The sequence below is a fragment of the Clostridia bacterium genome (genome assembly GCA_016887505.1).
Taxonomy (GTDB): Bacteria; Bacillota; TC1; order TC1; family UBA5767; genus UBA5767.
In genome coordinates this window covers 1,412,376-1,425,208 of record CP069393.1, presented here as the reverse complement: position 1 = coordinate 1,425,208, position 12,833 = coordinate 1,412,376, and the positions used below count along the sequence as shown (strand labels likewise).

At 41.2% G+C, this 12,833-nt stretch carries 12 protein-coding genes; 9 read left to right on the top strand and 3 right to left on the bottom strand.

Annotated elements, in window-relative coordinates:
- Positions 1-46: 46 nt before the first annotated feature.
- Positions 47-553 (bottom strand): hypothetical protein, encoded by a 507-nt coding sequence (locus tag JR334_06880; protein ID QRN84712.1) that lies wholly within the window; start codon positions 551-553, stop codon positions 47-49.
- A 265-nt stretch (positions 554-818) separates the two neighbouring features.
- Here JR334_06880 and JR334_06875 point away from each other — a divergent pair, with 265 nt between their 5' ends.
- The gene (locus tag JR334_06875) at positions 819-1,034 is read left to right on the top strand and encodes a helix-turn-helix transcriptional regulator (protein ID QRN84711.1); all 216 of its coding nucleotides are present in this window, start codon (positions 819-821) and stop codon (positions 1,032-1,034) included.
- Between the two features lie 69 nt (positions 1,035-1,103).
- On the opposite strand, the gene JR334_06870 is transcribed toward JR334_06875, so the two are convergent.
- Positions 1,104-1,838, bottom strand: a complete 735-nt coding sequence (locus JR334_06870) for a hypothetical protein (GenBank protein ID QRN84710.1) — start codon at positions 1,836-1,838, stop codon at positions 1,104-1,106.
- A gap of 11 nt (positions 1,839-1,849) precedes the next feature.
- Positions 1,850-3,217 carry an ATP-binding protein gene (locus JR334_06865; protein QRN84709.1) on the bottom strand — a complete coding sequence of 456 codons (1,368 nt, stop codon included), beginning with the start codon at positions 3,215-3,217 and terminating at the stop codon, positions 1,850-1,852.
- A 164-nt stretch (positions 3,218-3,381) separates the two neighbouring features.
- On the opposite strand from JR334_06865, the gene JR334_06860 reads away from it, so the two are divergent.
- The 8 genes from JR334_06860 (at position 3,382) to JR334_06825 (ending at position 12,715) form a co-directional block, all read left to right on the top strand.
- Complete coding sequence (locus JR334_06860; protein QRN84708.1) at positions 3,382-5,361, top strand: zinc ribbon domain-containing protein; 1,980 nt, start codon at positions 3,382-3,384, stop codon at positions 5,359-5,361.
- Between the two features lie 265 nt (positions 5,362-5,626).
- A complete protein-coding gene (gene aroF, locus JR334_06855; GenBank protein ID QRN84707.1) occupies positions 5,627-6,637 on the top strand; it encodes a 3-deoxy-7-phosphoheptulonate synthase in 1,011 nt (336 codons plus the stop codon).
- Positions 6,638-6,640: 3 nt separating this feature from the next.
- Complete coding sequence (locus JR334_06850) at positions 6,641-7,480, top strand: prephenate dehydrogenase (protein QRN84706.1); 840 nt, start codon at positions 6,641-6,643, stop codon at positions 7,478-7,480.
- Positions 7,481-7,508: 28 nt separating this feature from the next.
- The gene (gene aroB / locus JR334_06845) at positions 7,509-8,594 is read left to right on the top strand and encodes a 3-dehydroquinate synthase (protein QRN84705.1); all 1,086 of its coding nucleotides are present in this window, start codon (positions 7,509-7,511) and stop codon (positions 8,592-8,594) included.
- Complete coding sequence (aroA, locus tag JR334_06840) at positions 8,587-9,897, top strand: 3-phosphoshikimate 1-carboxyvinyltransferase (protein QRN84704.1); 1,311 nt, start codon at positions 8,587-8,589, stop codon at positions 9,895-9,897. The genes aroB and aroA overlap by 8 nt, the downstream gene beginning before the upstream one ends.
- Entirely contained in the window at positions 9,878-10,969 is a 1,092-nt protein-coding gene (gene aroC / locus JR334_06835) for a chorismate synthase (protein ID QRN84703.1), read from the top strand. Before aroA ends, aroC begins: the two co-directional genes overlap by 20 nt.
- A complete protein-coding gene (locus tag JR334_06830) occupies positions 10,960-12,126 on the top strand; it encodes a chorismate mutase (GenBank protein ID QRN84702.1) in 1,167 nt (388 codons plus the stop codon). The genes aroC and JR334_06830 overlap by 10 nt, the downstream gene beginning before the upstream one ends.
- A complete protein-coding gene (locus JR334_06825; GenBank protein ID QRN84701.1) occupies positions 12,110-12,715 on the top strand; it encodes a CYTH domain-containing protein in 606 nt (201 codons plus the stop codon). The genes JR334_06830 and JR334_06825 overlap by 17 nt, the downstream gene beginning before the upstream one ends.
- Positions 12,716-12,833: the final 118 nt, after the last annotated feature.

Here is a 12,833-nt window from a genome sequence, read left to right as displayed (position 1 = left end):
AAGATAATAAAGAAGCACGCTCCCTTGGGAGCGTGCTTCTTTATTATTAACCTTCAAAGTTTTTACGTACTGCTTTACCATTTTCATTAACAATGGTTTTGGTAATTTTGGCAACTTTTTTCTCTTCACCAATTTTTTTGCATTCCACAGTTTGGAAAACCTTACCAGTAATATCGCCTTGTTTGGCGGCATCACGCAGGATTTTCATTATGGAATAAGTATACTCAGGTGCTTTCATGACCATCATGTTAGCTCCATCTTTCAGAACGACTTTGGTCAGCATTGCTTCCCAATCGACATCCTTCAGGTCACCGATGATGAAATAATCAGCATCAGTATCGAAATCTGACTCAGGTTTACGAACCTGCTTAAAGCTGGTGGTTTCTTTGTCGATGGACATCAACAGGCTACCGAAGAGCTGTGTCAGACCGTGACCTCTATGGCCGGAGATGATAATGGTTTCTTTGCGGGCGATTGCCTCTTCTAAGTATTGAGCTTGTGACTCAGTGATAAAGCCTTGTTCTACAAGGCCTTCAAGTTTTTTACTACGCATAGCGTACCTCCATATCGGAAATTTCAAATTAATTATAACACCTATATACAGAGGTGGAAACCCTTTAAGTGAAAGAAATCTCAAGAACTTTCTCTGATGCTGTGGCGATTATGCTATTTAAAAAGGTCGAATATTACAAAAAATCGAGAGATTATTGATAAATATTTAGAAATATTTTTGTTCCTTTGCAAAAAATGTTGTGTCTTTGGTGAGCAATGTATATAATAAGGTGCACAGGGAGAATAAATAAAAAGGGGGAATAATTATGGCACCAAATGATCGCGTTAGAACTGCAAGAAAGCAAAAGGGATATTCTCAAGTTGCTTTGGCTGATAAGGCGAGTGTTACAAGACAGACAATTGGTTTAATTGAGGCTGGAAAGTACAATCCTAGCTTAAAATTATGTCTTAGAATTTGTTATGCTCTAGATAAAACACTAGATGAATTGTTTTGGTACGATGAAGGAAAATTTGACAGGTAATAATAAAGGGGCCGGATATCCGGCCCCTTTATTTAGGTGAGTGATTGAATTTGAAGCAACAGGCAAGGCCTATTGCATAATTTCTAGTAAATCTTCTTCTAATTTAATATAATCAATTTTTGGTATGTGACTAATTGTTTCTTTTACCAAGGCCAAAACTTCAGGCAACTGATCTCTTTTCTTAATTCGCACTAGATGTGCAAATACAATATTCTTAATATAACTGTCGGAAATCTTGATGTTCATGTAGGCTTCCGATTGCTTTCTAGCTTGAATATATGCTTGTTTAATCTGTGGATTTTTTTCGCAGATTTCTTTTTGCATATAGGCATTCATCAAATAGAAGGTAGCGGTAGTATCTTCCAGGTAGCTTTTAATGTTCATGTAAAAGCTATATCCCAACTTTTTCTCAATGCGCAAGAATTCACTCATTCCATTGCTGATGGCACTTTCTGTAGTCATTACCATGTAAGAGGGAATATTATTGCCATCACAACGCTGGTAGAAGTACTCTTTAATTTTTAAAAGAAACATCCAGGCTTCATTTTTACGCTCAGCTCGTTGTAAGAGCTTGGGTACTTTCAAGAGCAAGTCTATCTCGGTATCGTTGTTAAGCAACATCTTTTCTTTTGCCTTACGGATAAGTGTTAGAGCCTTGTCTCTTTTACCTGCTTGTAAAAGACGATCAGCTTCTACGAGCATGTTTTCAGCCGTCATGGCTTTTAGGTACTCGAAACCTTCTCTGGTGTTGAGCAGTTCAACTAATTTACTTTGCTTTTTTGATGGAAACGAAAAAACTGCCATGAGACCTCCTTTTAAATAGTTAGTAATAGAATCGATTGATCCAGTTCGCTCATCTGCTTTAATGTGGCATCAAACCCATAAAGAGAAAACAAACAATAAAGTTTATCCACGCCGTCAGATTTCAGCAAGGCGACGCGGTCACGTAGGTTTTGTAAGTCGTTCAAGTTTGCTCCAGAAGGATCTGTTACCAATTCTACGGCTAAAATGTTGTGCGCTGTACCGTAAGCAAGTAAGTCAAACGAGGTGTTTTTATCCCAATATGGCCCGATGCGATCGATGTCTAGTTGTAGGCTCCGGCTTTTTTGCAATGCTAGTAGTGTTTCCTTGGCTGCCGGAATCAGACTGCCTTTGAGGAAATGGGGCAAGTTGGGTTTGATTTTATTGTCATAAATCCGATCTTGTTCTCCTTCTTCTAACCAAGAATAATTTGGATACATAAATCGGAAATAGAAGCGAAAATAATTATTATTGATAAGATACCTGCTGTTATGTGCCTTTGTCTGTGGCTCTAGGGATAACGGTTGTTGTTTTGTTACGACCTTATAGTTCTGCAGGTTCTTAAGATAAACATTGATTTTTGTGCGATCTAAACCCGTCTGTTTGCTTATCTCACCAATCCTGGTGAAACCGTTCGCTAAAGCTTCCAGTATGGTATAGTAGGTAGATGGTTCTCTAAGATCTTGCTTCATCAGGTAGTCTACTTCGTTGTACAAGGCACTTCCCTTACTGAGCAGGCTATCTTTAATGTTATCCTCTGTATTTTTAGTAGAAGAAAAGTATTGAAGGTAACGTGGTACGCCACCAAGTATTCCATACGCTTCTTTTGCCCATAGATTATTTTGGCCTAGTAGTGATAGAGAGGCGGTGTAGCTAAGTTCATCTAGGACATAGCTGCCATCGGTTCTTCCGAACAACGGTTTATCTCCTGCCAAAATTTCTTGTTCCATATATGTCATCGCTGAACCAGTAAGTACAATCATTACATTACTTGCTGCACTTTTTGCATCCCAAACGTTCTGCAGGATGGACGGGATTTCAGGATTATTTTGTACCATGTAAGGGAATTCATCAATGACAACTACTTTTTTCCCAAAGTTATTGTCTAATAGAAAAGAGAAGGCTGTTTCCCAGTCTTGAAATTCATGAATGTAGTTTTTCAGAGGGGATTCTTCTAAAACCTTCCGTGAGAATAGACGAATTTGTTCGCCGTCTGTGGTTTCACGGCATACATAGAAAGTATGGCTTTTACCTTTGCAGAATTGTTTTAGGAGTTCCGTTTTACCGGTACGGCGTTTGCCATAAAGAGCCAGCAAAGAGGCACCCTCTTTGTTGAAGTTTTGCTCTAAATACCTTATTTCCCGTTCTCTTCCATAAAACATGGTCATCACCAATATTCTTTAAATTTTCTTGAGTATAATATAGAATAATATAAGGAAAGATTATATAATGACAATAGATATAATCAACTTTATACAAATTATACCACTCGATTTAGCTTTTGTAAATTTGCTATTGCAAAATAGTTACTAGGAGGGACGAAGAAATGCCAAGATTTTGTGAAAACTGCGGAGGTGTCGTTCGGGATGACGCAGATTACTGTCCGAATTGTGGATACGAAATGGATGAACCGAATGATTTAGAAGAAAAGCAGCCAAAGACTGAGAGCAACTTTATCCCCAAAAAGCTTCTTCACTGGATGAAGAGTGATGATGAATATGTTGAAGAAAATATCAGTGTGGAATCTGTGGGCGCTGAAAAAGAAGCGCGTGGCACGCTGGAGGACTTGCGGCAACGGTTTAATCGTGTACAAGATGAAGAACCTGATGAACGTGAAGACTACCAGGAAGATTTTGAGGAAGATGACTTGGAAGAAGATTCACTGATGGATGGATATGAAGAGGATATATTAGAAGAAAAACCAAAGAAAAAAGGCTTGTTATCTTTGTTTGCCGGTGCATTTGGAAAAAATGATGTGTACGGAGATGATGAAGAGGATGAGTTTGAGGATGAAGAAGATGAGTTTGAGGAAGAAGATGAGGAAGAAGAGGAGTATGGTGTAGACGAGACCATTAGCAACCAAGAACCAATCAAGCGGTGGAAGCAAAATGATGACTATTATGAAGAGGATGAGTCTGAGGATGAGTATTTGATTTACGATGAAGAAAAAGGCTTTTTAAAGAGGATCCTCATTATATGTTTATCGGTAATTGCATTGACGGCCCTAGTATTCCTTGGTGTGAAGCTTTTTTCCGGAGGAGCAGAACCGGAAATTGTAGCTGTCGATGAACAGACTGAAGCACTAGAATCAAGTGCTATCCTCTTTTTTGAAGAAGTTCATGATGTAGATCCGACCGAACTTGCTGATTATGATCAAATTTATTTTGGCAATTATGAAGGTGATGAAACATCCTTGGAAGAAGATCTTTCTGTTTTTAGTTATTATACTCAGTATAGTGATATGCAAGTGGAGTCGGTAGAATCATCCGCGATTACGGGAAACATTGGAGCGGTGAAACTGATTTTAGAAGGTACGGCTGAGTCGAAAGAGTATTTTGAAGAAAATCAATTCCGCCTTTTTGGAGATGAGTGGAAGTTTGATTTTGGGTATTTTGCTCAGAAAATTGATGGAGCAAGCGTGGTACCATCAGAATCCTCAGAACCACAGAATCCGGAGGATGCGACTGATTCTGAGGGAACGGCTGACATCACTGCCGAAAAACAAGCAGTAGTACAGACTATTCGTGACTTTGACGAGGCCTGGATTGAGTATGTTAACACCACAGCAAGTGGGGTATTCAACTACTTGAATCCTGGCAGTGTAGCATACAGCCGCTTGGCCAATGCCAATGTTTCTGGATTAAAGGAAGAACTTCTCGAATTGGAATTAAGCAATGTGGAAGTTGATGGGAATAAAGCCAGCGTTGAGGCATATGAGAAGTTCAAAAAGAACAGAAGTGGGGAAGTTAGTATTGTAACTTACCGTTGGTTATATGAATTGGAAAAAGTTGATGGGGAATGGTTGGTAGACGATTATAGCAAGATTGATACTTCGAGCCAAACGCAGGAACCCACCCAAGAAGAACCTGCCCAAGAAGAGCCAGCCCAGGATGAGGAAAAACCAGTGGCTAGTTCTGGATTACTAGATGGCTTTACTTTGGACAAAAGTTTTTCTGGTGGAGCAAGTGGTGGTGGAGATGAGGTTCAAGAGATACGCTACTCAGCTACAACCAATCGGTTAGTACTAGAAATTGCTATGGATGGGGAAAAGACGGATACCGTAGGGCCATACCAGGTGAAGCGCAGTAGTGAAGGAATTTTAGTAACCTTGAATGGTGTCAAACAAGTTACCTCTAATTTACCGGACTTTTCAGGAGGCTTGCTAATAGGTATGAAGTCACCGAGTGTTTCTAGTGATTCAGTTAGCATAGAATTTAACATTGGAACTGACGTGGGGTATAAGGTTTTTGCACTTGGAGCGAACAATGATACCACGGCTAGGTTGGTAATAGATTTCGCAAAATAGCTGAATATGTCGATTACTATTGACAGCAGAGGTAATGAATTCTATAATGTCTTAAACGATGATGAAGTTTGCGAGGAAATGAACATGATACAAACGACGAATGCAAACACAACTTATTTCTTTTATTTTACTAGCTGGAGCTTTTATAGCGCCGGTTTTTTGAGATGAAATGAATAGTTTTAAAACATCAGAGAGATATTGTAGGTAAGATTGCATGAAGAGGCTCGCTGAGCCTCTTTTTTTTATTAAGAAAGGGGATTTATACATGGTTATCGTAATGAAACCGGGCACGTCGCCTGAAGATGTCAATAGACTTAGAGACGAGATAGAGTTATTGGGGTGCAAAGGAAGCATTACCCAAGGAGAAAATTATGCTATTATTGGAGTGGTAGGAGATACGACAAACATCAATGTAAGCCAACTAGAGGCAAGATCTGATGTTGCTAAGATTATGCATGTTGCTGAACCGTACAAAAAGGCCAATCGGCTGTTCCATCCCAAAGACTCTGTTTATAAAATAGGTGAGTCAAGTGTTGGTGGCAAAGAATTGGCCATCATTGCTGGTCCTTGTGCTGTAGAAAGTGAAGAGCAGCTACTTACCATTGCAAAAGATGTAAAGAAGATGGGCGCAACCTTTCTTCGAGGAGGTGCTTTTAAACCTAGAACTTCACCATATAGTTTCCAAGGACTAGGTCAAGAAGGTATCGAAATACTCAAAGAAGCCAGACGTTTAACAGGTTTGCCAATTGTTACAGAAATGATGTCTCCAGCTCAAGTTGGTGCTTTCGGTGAAGAAGTAGATGTGATCCAAATTGGGGCACGCAATATGCAGAACTTTGATCTATTGAAAGCCGTAGGTCAGTTACGAGTTCCGGTACTTCTTAAAAGAGGTATGGCTGCTACCCTGACCGAGTTTCTGATGGCTGCAGAATACATCATGGCAGGTGGAAATGAGCAAGTTATTCTTTGTGAACGTGGTATTCGTACATTTGAGACCTATACTCGTAACACGTTGGATATCAGTGCTGTACCAATACTGAAGAAGAAGAGTCACTTACCCGTTATTGTAGACCCAAGTCATGCAGCAGGAATCCGTTGGTTGGTAGAACCACTCGCTATGGCTGCTATTGCAGCAGGAGCGGATGGACTGTCTATTGAAGTTCACAATAATCCAGAAAAAGCATTCAGTGACGGTCAACAGAGTTTGTTGCCGGAAGATTTCAAAAAGCTGATCGATAGAATTGGCCCCATAAGAAAAGTTATCCAAGGAGAGTAGACTATGAATGTTTCGGAATGCAAGGTTACCATAGTGGGCCTTGGCCTCATCGGGGGCTCCATTGCGTTGGGGCTGGTGGGAAAAGTTGCAGAGGTCAGAGGAGTAGATATATCTGAAGAAATCCTAGATAGTGCTAGGAAACGTCAGATGGCAGATGTTTTGTCCATCTCACCTGAAGAGACCATACCTTATTCCGATGTAGTTATAGTTGCTTTGTATCCTAAGATGACAGAACAATTTATCATAAAGCACCGAGATTTGTTTACACCAGGAACCATTGTAATTGATGTGTCTAGTATTAAATCTCATATTGTAAGCAAACTACAAAATATCATGCCAGAGGGTGTGGAGTTCTTAGGGACCCATCCCATGGCCGGACGAGAGGGACGGGGTATTGATAAAGCTCGTGAGGAAATGTTCCTTGGTTCATATTATCTTTTAACACCTACAGAGAAGAACAGCGAGCGGGCAGTAAAGTTACTGGGTTCTTTGATGGAATTATTGGGAGTCCGAAAGATTGTAAGTTTATCACCAACGGAACATGACGCTCTTGTTAGTTATACGTCTCAAATGCCTCATGTGCTGGCATCACTGCTGATGAATGGATTCACAGAATCGAGTAAATTTTTGATTGGTGGCAGTTTTAAAGATGCTACTAGAGTGGCTACCATCAATGAAGACTTGTGGACAGAATTATTTATTGAGAACAAAGAACATCTATTAGAGGAAATGGACCAATTTGAGAAGCGCTGGTTTGTCTTAAAAGAGGCCATTTCTGAAGGAAATGAAAAGCAAATTTATCGTATTTTAAAGCAGGCCAAAGAATTGAAAGAAAAGATTTAGATAGAGTTTCAAAACAGAAGGAGAATTCATGAAAATCGAGTTGCAGTTATCCCAAAAGACAGTTGCTATTCAAATTAAGACGGGACTTTTCCAAGAGCTATCGTGCTGGATACCCAAAGTATATGAGGGGCGCAGGATTTTTGTCTTGACGGACGAGAATTTGGACCGTTTATATGGTGAGGAGTTGATGGAACAACTCCATCAAGGTGAATTTCGAGCCGTGAAAATGGTTGTACCTGCTGGAGAAGCAAGCAAGAGCTTAGCTATGGCAGAAAGTATCTATTCCTGTTTACTCGAAGAAGGATTTACCCGCAATGATTTAATCCTCATACTCGGAGGTGGCGTGGTTGGCGACTTAGGTGGATTTGTGGCGGCAACTTATCTAAGAGGAGTACGCTACGTTCAGATTCCCACCAGCTTGTTGGCTCAGGTGGACTCCAGCATTGGAGGCAAAGTGGCAGTCAATCTCAAAGAAGGTAAGAATCTGTGTGGCAGTTTCTACCATCCTGAGGCCGTTTGGATAGACCCTGCCTTATTGAAGACACTGCCTGCCCAGGAATTCCGTAGTGGGATGGGCGAAGTGATTAAATATGGATGCATAGGGGATGAAAAACTCTTTAGTTTAGTTGAGGAGTATGTAAGCGATAACAGTATGGATTTTTCAAAATTAAAAGAAATCATTGGCCGCTGTGTGGTTCAAAAGGTAGATGTCGTAGCTTCGGATGAAAAAGAAGGTGGGAAAAGAAAGATACTCAACTTTGGGCATACTCTAGGACACGCCATCGAGAAAAATTTGGGTTATGGCAATATTTCACATGGAGAAGCAGTGGCCATGGGTATGGCGCATATTACTAGAAGGGCACAGAATATGGGACAAACTTGCCAAGGTACTGTGGAGCGCTTGGATAGTCTATTGCAAAAGACGGGCCTTCGTAGCGAGATACCAAAGCAGCTTGCTGCAAATGACCTGTTAGCGGCGATATTTTATGATAAAAAGATGAGTGGGGACAAGATCTCCATTATTCTATTAAAGAAAATCGGGCATGCCTTTATCAAGGAAATTTCTAGAGATGATATCATTAAATACATCGAGAGAGGTTCCCATGGTGAGTAAAGCGAAATCGGTAACACTAGAATCGTCAACAATAAAGGGAACTGTAGACATTCCGCCATCCAAGAGTCTTTCCCATCGTGCCTTGGTGGCTGCTAGTTTAGCACAAGGTACTAGCCGGATATCGAACTTGATTTTAAGTGAGGATATTTTGGCAACGATTGATGCAATGCGTAAGATCGGTGCGGAGATACGGCTTGAAGAAGAAGGCAATCGCTTTGTTGCTTGGGTTAAGGGAGCGTCTTCAAACCTAAGTCTTGGTCGCAAAGATAATGTGACTTTCGATTGCAGGGAAAGCGGTTCAACGATTCGATTTATCATTCCCTTGTCTCTTCATTTTGCCAAAGAAGCCAAGTTTACTGGAAAGGGGAAATTGGTAGAGCGCCCCCAGTCCGTATATACTGAATTGTTTGATGAAAAGAATATAGAATATTCTTATTCAAATAAGCGACTTCCCCTAACTGTGCGGGGAAAATGGCAACCTGGAACGTATACGCTGAGGGGGAATGTAAGCTCGCAGTTCATAACGGGTCTACTATTCACACTTCCCTTACTAGCTGAAGATAGCGTGTTGGAATTGAGTACAGAACTAGAGTCCAAAGGGTATGTCGACTTAACCTTAGAGATGCTTTCCTATTATGGCATTCAAATCGAAAACAGAGGTTCATTTTTCATAATACCAGGGAACCAAACCTATCAGGCTAGAAACTATGTTGTGGAGGGAGACTACTCACAAAGTATCTTTTTCTTACTAGCAGGTATTCTTGGTGGTGAATTAAACATCGAAGGCTTGGCTGAAAAGTCTAGCCAAGGGGACGCAGTGGTGATGCGACTCATGCGTGAAATGGAAGCGGACGTGCGTATTCAAGCGGACAAGAGTATTCAAGTGAAAAAAAGTCGTCCCAAGGGCATTGCGATAGATTGCAATGAATTTCCCGACCTAGTACCTGCACTAGCGGTGCTACTGGCTTTTGCATTGGGAAAAAGTCACCTTACCAACTTAGGAAGACTAAAAATTAAAGAGTCCGACCGTTTGGAAGCGGTGTACCAAAATCTTAAGGCGCTAGGAGCAGATGTTGAACGGGGAGAAGATGATTTGACCATTATTGGAAAAGAACATCTGAGTGGTGGCCTAGTATCTGGTTGGAATGATCACCGCATGGTAATGAGCATGGCGATGGCGGTATTGGGTTGTGAAAAGAGATTGACGGTGACAGATCCAGACAGTGTAAGCAAATCTTATCCGGAGTTTTGGCAGGATTACCAGATGCTGGGAGGAAAAATATATGAGTGGAATATGGGGTAAACGCATAGAATTAAGTCTGTTTGGAGAATCGCATGGACCAGCCATAGGAATTACCATCCATGGACTGCCTAGTGGTATCAAACTGAATTTGACGGAAATTTCAAACCAGATGGCGAGGAGAAGACCAGGGCAGAATGCTTGGTCTACGCCTAGAAAAGAAATGGACAGTTTTGAAATTATTAGCGGATTCTTTGAAGGCTGTACTACAGGAACGCCTCTTACCGCTATTATTCGAAATACGGATCAAAAGAGTCGCGATTATGGGCGCCTTATGCATGTGATGCGTCCTTCACACGGTGATTATCCTGGATTTGTAAAATATGCTGGTGCCAACGATTACCGAGGAGGAGGCCATTTTAGTGGCCGAATTACGGCTCCACTAGTTTTTGCAGGCGCTGTGGCGGCTCAAATACTTGCTCTGAAGGGCATCCAAGCAGGTGCTGTTGTGACGAGTATAGGTAAAAAGAAAGCAGGTCGCATCGATTCTATGAATTTTGACATACAAGACTTGTCTGCTTTGAGAAAGGAAGGTCATCCTGTACTTCAACAACCGGACTGGTGCAAATTTGAAGAAGAAATAAGAATAGCCAGAGAAAACCAGGATTCGGTAGGTGGTACGGTTCAATGTGTGGTTATGGGAGTACCGGCTGGTGTAGGGGAACCATTTTTTCATTCGCTCGAATCGCATTTGGCTAGTTTACTTTTTTCCATACCGGCGGTTAAGGGTGTGGAATTTGGTACGGGATTCGATTTAGCCAGCATGCGTGGTTCAAGAGCCAACGATACATACTATTATAAGGAGGGTGAGGTAGCTACTAGAAGTAACCATAATGGTGGTATCTTAGGCGGTATCAGTAATGGTATGACGATCGATTTTACGGTGGCCATAAAGCCGACTCCGTCCATAGGAAAAGAACAAAAAACGGTAGATATTGAGACCGAGGAGGATACAACCTTGAGCATCAAGGGGAGACATGATCCTTGTATTGTGCCACGAGCAGTGCCGGTAATTGAAGCAGCGGCCACCCTAGCTGTGTTGGACATGATGATGTGGGGGCAAATATGGAACTAGATGAACTGCGGGTGAAAATAGACGAACTAGATGAACAAATACGTTCTTTGCTTATGGAACGTATGGAAATCTCAGTACGAGTGGGTCAATATAAAAAGAAGAATAACATTGCCATTTTCCATCCAGAACGGGAGAAAGAAGTTTTAGAAAAAAATGTGTCCAAAATGGAAAAACTGGAGTTCCGTTCGGCCTACAGGGACATTCTTCGAAAGATTATGGAAACCAGTCGGCGGATCCAAGGAAACCTTGTTTACGAAAAACATGAAAAACATGCAATGGTGGATTTAGAGGCTATATTAGATAAAAAAAATCCAGAAACTGAAAAGCGCATTGTAGGCTTTCAAGGAATCCCTGGCTCATATAGCCAAGAGGCCTTGGATTTAATGATGCCTGGGGCAGACCCTCGCAGAAATTATCCAACTTTTGAAAAGGCGGTATTGGCCCTAAAAGAGGGTGAAATCAGCGACTTAATATTGCCCATTGAGAATTCTTCCACTGGCGGTGTTAAGGAAGTGGAGCATCTGATTGCTAGTAATGACCTCTACATTAGTGGAGAGCTTATTTTACCCATCAAGCACGCACTTTTGGGTATTCCAACGGCGGACATTCACCAAATTAAGAGAGTGTTTTCTCATAACCAGGCGCTTAGCCAGTGTGCCAAATTTATTGAAGACCGAGGATATTTGCCTGAACCGTACTACAATACAGCGATGAGTGCGAAAAAAGTGTTCGAAACGAATGACCCCAGAGTAGGAGCAATTGCCAGTTTGCAGGCGGGAAAACTCTATGGCCTATCTGTTTTGGCTGAAAATATTGGGGACAATGGGACCAATTACACGCGTTTCGTCAGGGTTCGACGTACACCTCTTATTGATAAGGAGTGTAATAAGATTAGTGTGCGCCTATCCATGGCGCATGAAATCGGCTCACTCTACCGGATTATCGGTATTATTACCGAAAGCGATCTTAATATGACTCGGATTGAATCAAGACCTATTTTTGGAAAGCCATGGGAATATTACTTTTTTATAGATTTTGAGGGTAATCTGTTGGAAAATCGGGTTCGCAAGGCGATGTATCGCATGATGGAATCTTCTTCCCAATTTGAGTTTTTGGGTAACTACAAGAAAGGATCTATAGATGGACAAGGAAATTGAGCTGAAACTTGGAATTCAAGACGAACAAACCATGCGCGCTTTATTGTCCGACGATTCAATTTTAGGAAATAAAGCCAGAACCATACATCTAAGAGCAACATATTATGATACCCAGGATTTGCTTCTTGCTAATAGTAGGATTGGATTGCGCCTAAGACGAGAAGACGAAGATATTGTAGCTACCTTGAAATATGGCGGCGGGGTTGTGGATGGTTTGCATACTCGAATTGAGATAAATAAGAAAAAGGATGATTTTAATTTGAGCCTAGCGGATTTTCCAAAGGAACGAGGTATGTTGGAAGAGGTGTTAGGAAGTAAGGAATTAGTGCCACTCATTGAAACGGATATTTTTCGCCATGTACGACAAATTGAGTACAAGGATTCTGTACTTGAATGTGCACTAGACGAAGGCATTGTTCGCGCAAACAACCGAAGTGTAAACATCCGGGAGTTAGAGGTTGAACTTATTAAAGGCTCAATTGAGGCATTAGAATCATTCACGAAAAATGAGCTCCTAGACTACCATTTAGTACCAGAAGATCTGAGTAAGTTGGCTCGTGGGATTGAACTTGTTCATATGAAAAGTTAACCGTCTTATTGGCGGCTTTTTTACTGATTGGATGGGAAAACAGGTAGAAAAAACCAAGAGTCAGTCAATCGTGGTATTTGTAAACAAGAATGCTTGCTGGTATATTGGATAGGATGTT

What these genes read in the sequence shown, in the direction of transcription:
- JR334_06880 (QRN84712.1), bottom strand. Translation starts at nt 553, where the DNA reads ATGCGTAGTAAAAAACTTGAAGGCCTTGTAGAACAAGGCTTTATCACT.
- JR334_06875 (QRN84711.1), top strand. Translation starts at nt 819, where the DNA reads ATGGCACCAAATGATCGCGTTAGAACTGCAAGAAAGCAAAAGGGATAT.
- JR334_06870 (QRN84710.1), bottom strand. Translation starts at nt 1,838, where the DNA reads ATGGCAGTTTTTTCGTTTCCATCAAAAAAGCAAAGTAAATTAGTTGAA.
- JR334_06865 (QRN84709.1), bottom strand. Translation starts at nt 3,217, where the DNA reads ATGTTTTATGGAAGAGAACGGGAAATAAGGTATTTAGAGCAAAACTTC.
- JR334_06860 (QRN84708.1), top strand. Translation starts at nt 3,382, where the DNA reads ATGCCAAGATTTTGTGAAAACTGCGGAGGTGTCGTTCGGGATGACGCA.
- aroF (QRN84707.1), top strand. Translation starts at nt 5,627, where the DNA reads ATGGTTATCGTAATGAAACCGGGCACGTCGCCTGAAGATGTCAATAGA.
- JR334_06850 (QRN84706.1), top strand. Translation starts at nt 6,641, where the DNA reads ATGAATGTTTCGGAATGCAAGGTTACCATAGTGGGCCTTGGCCTCATC.
- aroB (QRN84705.1), top strand. Translation starts at nt 7,509, where the DNA reads ATGAAAATCGAGTTGCAGTTATCCCAAAAGACAGTTGCTATTCAAATT.
- aroC (QRN84703.1), top strand. Translation starts at nt 9,878, where the DNA reads ATGAGTGGAATATGGGGTAAACGCATAGAATTAAGTCTGTTTGGAGAA.
- JR334_06830 (QRN84702.1), top strand. Translation starts at nt 10,960, where the DNA reads ATGGAACTAGATGAACTGCGGGTGAAAATAGACGAACTAGATGAACAA.
- JR334_06825 (QRN84701.1), top strand. Translation starts at nt 12,110, where the DNA reads ATGGACAAGGAAATTGAGCTGAAACTTGGAATTCAAGACGAACAAACC.